6 protein-coding genes and 1 pseudogene are annotated in these 7,745 nt (G+C 35.9%); 3 read left to right on the top strand and 4 right to left on the bottom strand.

The window, feature by feature from the left end:
* Positions 1 to 104: 104 nt before the first annotated feature.
* Positions 105 to 1,378 (top strand): annotated as a pseudogene (locus HMPREF0518_RS03240) (APC family permease); the annotation flags it as partial.
* Between the two features lie 91 nt (positions 1,379 to 1,469).
* Positions 1,470 to 2,285 carry a Cof-type HAD-IIB family hydrolase gene (locus HMPREF0518_RS03235; protein ID WP_020829084.1) on the top strand — a complete coding sequence of 272 codons (816 nt, stop codon included), beginning with the start codon at positions 1,470 to 1,472 and terminating at the stop codon, positions 2,283 to 2,285.
* A 54-nt stretch (positions 2,286 to 2,339) separates the two neighbouring features.
* Here HMPREF0518_RS03235 and HMPREF0518_RS03230 read toward each other — a convergent pair whose 3' ends face one another.
* Positions 2,340 to 3,965, bottom strand: coding sequence for an SH3-like domain-containing protein (locus HMPREF0518_RS03230; protein ID WP_003626037.1), 1,626 nt, complete (start codon positions 3,963 to 3,965; stop codon positions 2,340 to 2,342).
* 186 nt (positions 3,966 to 4,151) lie between these two features.
* Here HMPREF0518_RS03230 and clpP point away from each other — a divergent pair, with 186 nt between their 5' ends.
* Positions 4,152 to 4,736: an ATP-dependent Clp endopeptidase proteolytic subunit ClpP gene (gene clpP, locus HMPREF0518_RS03225; protein ID WP_003626035.1), complete on the top strand. Its 585-nt coding sequence runs from the start codon at positions 4,152 to 4,154 to the stop codon at positions 4,734 to 4,736.
* Positions 4,737 to 4,787: 51 nt separating this feature from the next.
* Here clpP and whiA read toward each other — a convergent pair whose 3' ends face one another.
* Genes whiA through rapZ form a run of 3 tightly spaced genes read right to left on the bottom strand, consistent with a single transcriptional unit; the run spans position 4,788 to position 7,645 of the window.
* Positions 4,788 to 5,723 (bottom strand): DNA-binding protein WhiA, encoded by a 936-nt coding sequence (whiA, locus tag HMPREF0518_RS03220; RefSeq protein WP_003626033.1) that lies wholly within the window; start codon positions 5,721 to 5,723, stop codon positions 4,788 to 4,790.
* Positions 5,716 to 6,759 (bottom strand): gluconeogenesis factor YvcK family protein, encoded by a 1,044-nt coding sequence (locus HMPREF0518_RS03215; RefSeq protein WP_003626031.1) that lies wholly within the window; start codon positions 6,757 to 6,759, stop codon positions 5,716 to 5,718. The genes whiA and HMPREF0518_RS03215 overlap by 8 nt, the downstream gene beginning before the upstream one ends.
* A gap of 10 nt (positions 6,760 to 6,769) precedes the next feature.
* Positions 6,770 to 7,645, bottom strand: a complete 876-nt coding sequence (rapZ, locus tag HMPREF0518_RS03210) for an RNase adapter RapZ (RefSeq protein WP_003626030.1) — start codon at positions 7,643 to 7,645, stop codon at positions 6,770 to 6,772.
* Positions 7,646 to 7,745: the final 100 nt, after the last annotated feature.

Raw genomic sequence — 7,745 nt, 5'->3', positions numbered from 1 at the left:
TTTGTTCAAAAATAAAAAGAATAAGAAAAAGACGGTCAAGCAACTCAAATTAAGAGTTGGATTGATCGTCTTTTGGTATCTGAGGGTTAGTTATTTCCCAGACACTTCTGTACTTTGTTCCCTACGCACTTATGGTTGGTGAACTAGGTGCTACATTTAAGAATGCCGAAGGTGGGGTTTCATCTTGGGTAAACGCCACAATGGGTGCAAAATGGACTTATTACGCTGGTTGGACTTATTGGGCTTGCCACGTATCAAGCAAAGGTACCGGTGGCCTGAGAGCAATAGCTTGGGCCATTCTTGGCAACACTAGACGGTATGACAGTTTGCCTACTGCTTGGACTCAATTTGCAACCTTGGTTATATTCTTATTCTTCTGCTGGGTAGCCAGTCGCGGAATTCCCGTATTAAAAGGATTGGCTACTGTTGCGGGATCGTCGATGTTCATCATGTCAATCTTATTTATTATCATGATGTTTGCTGCTCCAGCCATTTACCCAGGAGCAGGCTTTTACCACACTGATCTTAATTGGAAGAATTTAATGCCAACTTTCAATGTCAAATACTTTACTTCTCTTTCGATTTTAGTATTTGCCGTTGGTGGTTGTGAAAAGATTTTTCCTTATGTTAATAAGGTTAAGGATCCATCCAAGAACTTCCCTAAGGCAATGATTGCATTAGCAATCATGGTTATGGTATCAGCGATTTTAGGTACCTTTGCTATGGCATTGATTTTTGATCCAAAGGTCGTTAATGCCAATTTGAATGAATACATTTCAAATGGTGCTTACATGGCCTTTCAAAAATTGGGCGAATACTATCACGTTGGTGGCTTATTCATGTACATCTATTCATGGTGTAATGTGATTGGTCAATTCTCAACTTTAGTATTAGTATTGATGCACCACTTAGAATGCTTTTTGGAAGCAAAGAGGCAAAAGAATTTATCCCTAAAGGCTTATTCAAGCTTAACAAGCATGGTGCCTACATTAATGGTATTTGGATGATTGTTGTTTTATCAGGTGGTTTAATTGCTATTCAAGCATTTGTTCCTAACGCACAAGCTGTAATGGCTCAATTAGTTAAGTTAAACTCAACTACTATGCCACTTCGTTACCTTTGGGTATTTGCAGCTTACATTGCTTTGAGAAAGCATCAAAAATCATTTGAAACTACTTATCAAATGACCAAATATCAAGGCTTAGCGTATACCGCGGGTATTTGGTGTTTCTTAGTTACTACAGCATGCTGTATTTTCGGTATTTATTCACCAGATCCATTTACTTTAATGCTTAACATTTTGACACCAATCATTTTAATTGCATTGGGATTGATTCTTCCTGGTATTGACAAATATCATGAAACAAAGGCCAATTAAGGTATAGATGTATAGATATATTAAAAAGACCGTTGACAGCGGTCTTTTTTTATTTTTAATTTCATTTAGATTAAAAATGAGGTGGAAAAATATGACATTACCTTTTAAAGCTGTTGCAGTTGACATGGACGGAACATTCTTAGATGACCGTAAGCAATTCAATCATGAACAATTTGATCAAATACTTACAGAATTAGAGAAAAGAAACGTCCATTTCATTGTAGCTTCTGGACGTCCGTACACCAGATTAAAACAAGACTTTGGCGATTTTGCGGAACGCATGGATTTTGTTTCATTGAACGGTTCTATGCTTGTTGTTAATGGTGAAACTGTTACTTCTTACCCATTAAAGCGTGAAACTGCACTTAGTCTGCTCAAAGAGGTCAGTGATAAATATGGCAAAGTAGCTCCTATGGTCTTTGAAACTGATGTAGCATACTTTCATAGAGCAATTCCTAAGACTGAACGTGACTTTTTAGCATACTTTGCTGGACAAAGCGCAGTCGTTGATCACTGGGAAGATTTGCCTAAAAAAGATATCTTGCAAATCACTTTTAGTTTAGACAATTCTAAAGCTCCAGAAATTGAAAAAGAATTTAATGCAAAGCATGAACAAAAGATTTCTGCATTTGGATCCGCCAATACTGCTATTGATACTAACGTGTATGGCATTAACAAGGGTGCTGGTTTAAAACACCTATTAGCCAAATTAAACTTAACCGGTGACGATCTAATCGCATTTGGTGATAGCGATAATGATATTGCCATGCTTGATTTTGCCAAATACTCATATGCTATGGCCAATGGGATGCCAATTGTTAAAGAGCACGCTAAATATATTGCACCAGCTAATACTGAAAATGGAGTTTTCAGAGTACTGCAAAAATACTTAGATGCTGATAAATAGATAACAAAAAAAGGCAATGAACTTAAACGTTCATTGCCCTTTTTAATGAATAAATTATTTAGTTAACTTTTCTGTACTTTCAAGTAATTCAGCACGTTGAGCTAAATTCATGTAAAGTCTATTGTTTGAAACAGCAATACCTTCAATTTCACGACCAGTGTGGAATTGATAAGTATCCTTAACTTCACCATCACGAGCAATCTTAGCAATTACATCGTTAAATGCAAGATAGAAGTTGCCATTCTTAGGATCATATGCGAAACCTTGAGTATAAGTATTTGAAACAATACCAGTCTTAGTTGCACCTAACATAGTTGGGTACCAGTTATCACCTTTACGGTTGAATTTCCAGTATTCAGTTTGGTCTTTTTGCTTATTGTAAAGAGTAGTGTACATCTTGTGATCATCTACAACGACACCATTACGGAAGTAACGACCTTCTGAGTCACTACCATTCCAGCATTTAAATGTCCAAATCTTGTTAATGCACATATCACTCTTACGGATTTGAAGTAATTCTTCTGATCTGTTGCTCTTATATAATGTCTTGTTATCATAGTTAACTACATAAATATACTTATCAGTTGCACCCATAGCTTGACCGTGGCCGATTGGAATATATGGACTTACCTTAATGTTCTTAACGTAAGAATTAAACTCCTTTTGAGACATATCAAGCAAGTATTGACCATTAAATGCATTAGTTAAATGGTTCAAATTATAGCCAACGATGTGACCATTAGAAATCTTAGTGCTGCTGAGCAAACTACTGTAAAGCCAACCATCTGATATGGCAATACCTTCTGGAATATGACCTACACGATTAATGTAATCGTCGTCTTTAATATCTCTAGCAACGCTAAGCAAAACTGGTTGGAAGTAGCGAGTCTTGAAAGTCATATTACTGTTATCAGTAGTGTAACTATGCTTTGACTTATCTGGAGCAAAGTCGGTCTTAGTTACATAGTTAGAAGAACTACCGTAGTAAGTCTTCCAAGACTTCAAATCACCACTAAATGGCTTAGCTTGCACGCTATCTGCATCAGCTACACCTTCTTTGGTGCTCTTTCTTACAGTAACCTTAACAGTGGCCTTAGCACTACCATAGCTATACTTCACTTTATAAGTGCCAGGTTCGGAACAATCAATTGCATCTTCAGAAATTGTAATATCTTGAGTTGGAATTACAGTTCCCATGTGGTTAGTTACGTAACTAACAGCATCTTCTGGAGCAAAATCAGAATGACTATTTCTTACTAAGCTTACGGTCTTAGGTACAGCAATTTTATTTCTAGTAAACCAGTTTTGGTTAACATATCCTACCTTACGGCCATTAACATAAATACGCCAATAAGTACCATGTTGGGTTTTAATTCGTTGATCTGATTGAATATGAGCATATTGATAATCACTAGCACTGGCAAGTTTCTTTACAGGCTCACCATTCTTAATGCTCTTATAAACACCATAATTTCTGTTACTACCTACTTTAACCATCAAATCGTAAGAAGTACTGGTTTGAACTGGTTCTTTTTTATCGGTTGAACTATCTTTAGTCTTGTCTGCTTTAGCAGTTGTCTTAGAATTAGTAGCAAAAACAGGATTAGAATAACCCATTAATAAACCAACACTAAGTGCAACAGCTGATGTTGCAGTTAAAATCTTATTCTTATACTTCAAGCTTGTCCTCCTACAATATTACAACAGTAATTTACATTATTATAATATATAAATAATATTCTCAAAAATACAATTTGAATACAAGTAGATCTCTTTATTTGACACTTTTATTACGAAGTGATTTAATTAGCACAGTACTTAAAAGAGTGCTAATTTAATTAAGAAATAAATTTAGGAGGCAAACATATGCTAGTACCTACAGTTATTGAACAAACTGCTCGTGGCGAACGCGCTTACGACATTTACTCACGCTTATTAAAAGATAGAATTATTATGTTGAGCGGCGAAATTAACGATCAAATGGCTAACTCGATTATTGCTCAATTACTTTTCCTTGATGCACAAGACAACACTAAGGATATTTCACTTTACATCAACTCACCAGGTGGTGTTATTACTTCTGGCCTTGCAATCATGGATACTATGAACTTCATTAAGTCAGACGTATCAACTATTGCAATTGGTATGGCTGCTTCAATGGCTTCTATTATTTTGACTAGTGGTACTAAGGGCAAGCGTTTTGCATTGCCTAACTCAACTGTCCTTATCCACCAACCTTTAGGTGGTGCTCAAGGTCAACAAACTGACATCCAAATTGCAGCTAACGAAATTTTAAAGAGTCGTAAGAAGATTAACGAAATCTTACACGAAACCACTGGTCAACCATTAGAAAAGATCCAAAAGGATACTGAACGTGATAACTACTTAACTGCTGAAGAAGCTAAGGAATATGGTTTGATCGATGAAATTATGGCTAACAAGAAGAAGTAATCATTAATTATATTTAAAAAAGAGGATTTGCATTTTGCAAATCCTCTTTTTCTATTCTTTTAAAGTTTCAGCTAATTCATGTAGCTTTTTAAATCGGTGATTAACACCAGATTTTGAAATTGGTCCGTCTGGAATTTGGTCCGCTACCTCTTTTAAAGTTAGTTCTGGATGAGCTAATCTAAAACGTGCTAAAACCTGTAGTTTTTCTGGTAAGCTGTCAATTCCCTTTTCTTTTTGAATCAACTGAATATCTTCAACCTGCTTGGCTGAAGCCGAAGCTGTTTTTTTCATATTAGCTGTATCGCAATTGACCAAACGATTAACTGAGTTGCGCATATCACGCATAATTCGTAAATCTTCAAAATTGAGCATAGCATTTAATGCACCCACCACATGCAAAAAATCACCAATCTTAGCTGCTTCTTTAAGATAAACGATATAGCCTCGCCGACGTTTAGTCATCTTAGCATTCAAATAAAAATACTCATTCATTAACTTAGCTAAATCTTCATTATGATCTTCATAAGTTGAATAAATTTCTAAGTGATATCTACTAGTTTCAGGATTATTAACACTGCCGCCAGCTAAAAATGCGCCTCTAAGATACGACATCGCACCTTCACTGGATTTCATAATCCTTTGAGGAATTCTGGTAACCAATCCTTTAGCTGGATCCCAAATATTTAAATTTTCTAATATCTTTTGCACATCGCGATTAAGCCGAACCAAATATTGGTTATTCTTTTTTAATTTCATCTTACGAGAAACAATTAACAATGGTTCAATTCCATATGCCACTTTAATTAATTTGAAAATTCGACGTGCAATAGCGGGATTTTCTGTAGTGATATCTAAACTAAATTGATGATCATGAAGATTTAAAACTCCATTCATCCGCAAAAAAGCAGCTAACTCCGCTTTAGCATGTTCCGGATGCACCTCAAGCGAAGTTAGCTCCTTTTTGACTTCACTAGCATAACTAGCCATTATTTTCCTTCATTCTTTTACGTGACATTGCCTCAAATGCCAAATTCATTATTTCTTTTGCTACTTTTTCTCCATCATGAAAGACCAAGCCGTGACGTTGATCAATAAAATCATCAGTAATTACTCGACACCCTTGTACTCTTAATCCATTAAAATCATTCTTAACCGGTTCAAGATAAGCATCATAATCTTCAGGATGGAACTTGCTCATATCAATTTTTGCCCCGTTGACCAAAGCTGTGTTGATATAATTTCCTCCTAAATGACGATTGATCACTTCAACGTGTTCTGCATCGCTAAAGTGATCCGTTTCTCCACGTTGAGTCATGATATTGCAAATATAAATTACTTCAGCTTCAGTTTCTCGAACTGCTTCACCTAAGTTAGAAATCATTAAATTAGGCAAAATCGAAGTGAATAAACTGCCGGGCCCTAATACTACAGCATCTGCCTGCATAATTGAAGCCAATACTGGCAAAACAGCTTTAGGCGTAGCTTTTGAATTAGTATCAGTTACCCAAACACGTTTAATTCGTTTGTCTTTAGATGTGATTTCTGTTTCTCCTGCTTCTGTTGTCGCATCCACAAATTCAGCATTTAAAGTTAAAGGTTCATTAGAAGCGGGGAATACATGGCCGTCTACTTTCATCATTTTAGATAAAGATTGAACAGCATCAAAAATATTGCCCTGCATTTCATTTAATGCGGCGATAATCAAATTACCAATGGCATGGCCCGAGAAGAATGCATCAGATGAATCAAAACGATATTGGAAAATATCTTTTTCTTCTTGTGGCAAATCACTCAAAGAAACCAACACGTTTCTAATATCACCTGGTGGAACAACGTTTATAAAATTCCGAATAGAACCAGATGAACCACCATCATCGGATACTGTAACAATAGCAGTAATTTCCGCATTTTGATCTTTCAGCGCATTCAAAATAACTGGTAAGCCAGTACCACCACCGATAACTACTACCCGCGGACGCCTACCTTTAATTACGCGCACAATTCGCGTTTCTCCATATGACATCGCGATATACCTACTTTCTAATGTAGCGACTTACCTCACGGTGAGTAATATCGACTGGATATTTTTTAGATAAGTCACGAGCAAGTTGTTGTGCAATTGATACGCTACGATGTTGACCACCAGTACAACCAATTGCAATTGTTAATTTTTCTTTTCCTTCTTTAATATAACCAGGAATGGCAGTTTCCAATAAATCCAATAATTTTTGGTAGAAAACCTGCGTCTCTTTCTTATTCATTACATAATCAAAGATACGCTTATCTAATCCTGTAAATGGGCGCAACTCTGGAATATAAAATGGATTAGGCAAAAAACGCACATCCATTACAATATCCGCATCAATTGGCATGCCATATTTAAAACCGAATGACATTACTTCAATTGAAAATGGTTGACGCTTGCGATCACTAAACGTATTAATTAACTTCTGTTTTAAATCTTTAGTTGATAAATTAGACGTATTAATGATGTAATTTGAACGATTCTTTATTGGCATCAAAATATGACGTTCTTCTTGAATGCCATCTAATAGACGTCCCTTGCCATTATTAGCTAACGGTGGAAGTCGTCTAGTTTCTTTATAACGTGCCACTAATACATCATCTGAGGCATCCAAGAATAGAATAGTTGCTTGAACGTTGCCATTATCTTCTAGTGAATTTACCTCATCTAATAAATCTGTATAAAAAGTTTTAACACGTAAATCAATTACTACTGCTACCTTGTGGAAGTCGTTTGAATTATAATCCCAAAAACTTCCCAATAATGTTGGTGGCAAGTTATCAACTACGAAGTAGCCCATATCTTCTAAATCATGAGCCACAACAGTCTTACCTGCCCCACTCATTCCTGTAACAATTAATAATTGTTTCTTATCATCAGCCATTGTTGACCCTCCTTCTGTAAATTATATCATACCGGGTGTTCTATTATAGTGCAAAAAAAGAGACCATCATGGCCTCTTTTTCATAATTATTAACGGTACA

It is taken from the genome of Lactobacillus helveticus DSM 20075 = CGMCC 1.1877 (genome assembly GCF_000160855.1).
GTDB classification, from domain to species: domain Bacteria; phylum Bacillota; class Bacilli; order Lactobacillales; family Lactobacillaceae; genus Lactobacillus; species Lactobacillus helveticus.
Note: the sequence above shows the minus strand (reverse complement) of the source record. Positions and strands in the feature narration are given on the sequence as shown.

Coding starts and splice junctions, on each gene's coding strand:
- HMPREF0518_RS03215 (WP_003626031.1), bottom strand. CDS start 6,759: ATGTCATATGGAGAAACGCGAATTGTGCGCGTAATTAAAGGTAGGCGT.
- whiA (WP_003626033.1), bottom strand. CDS start 5,723: ATGGCTAGTTATGCTAGTGAAGTCAAAAAGGAGCTAACTTCGCTTGAG.
- HMPREF0518_RS03235 (WP_020829084.1), top strand. CDS start 1,470: ATGACATTACCTTTTAAAGCTGTTGCAGTTGACATGGACGGAACATTC.
- rapZ (WP_003626030.1), bottom strand. CDS start 7,645: ATGGCTGATGATAAGAAACAATTATTAATTGTTACAGGAATGAGTGGG.
- clpP (WP_003626035.1), top strand. CDS start 4,152: ATGCTAGTACCTACAGTTATTGAACAAACTGCTCGTGGCGAACGCGCT.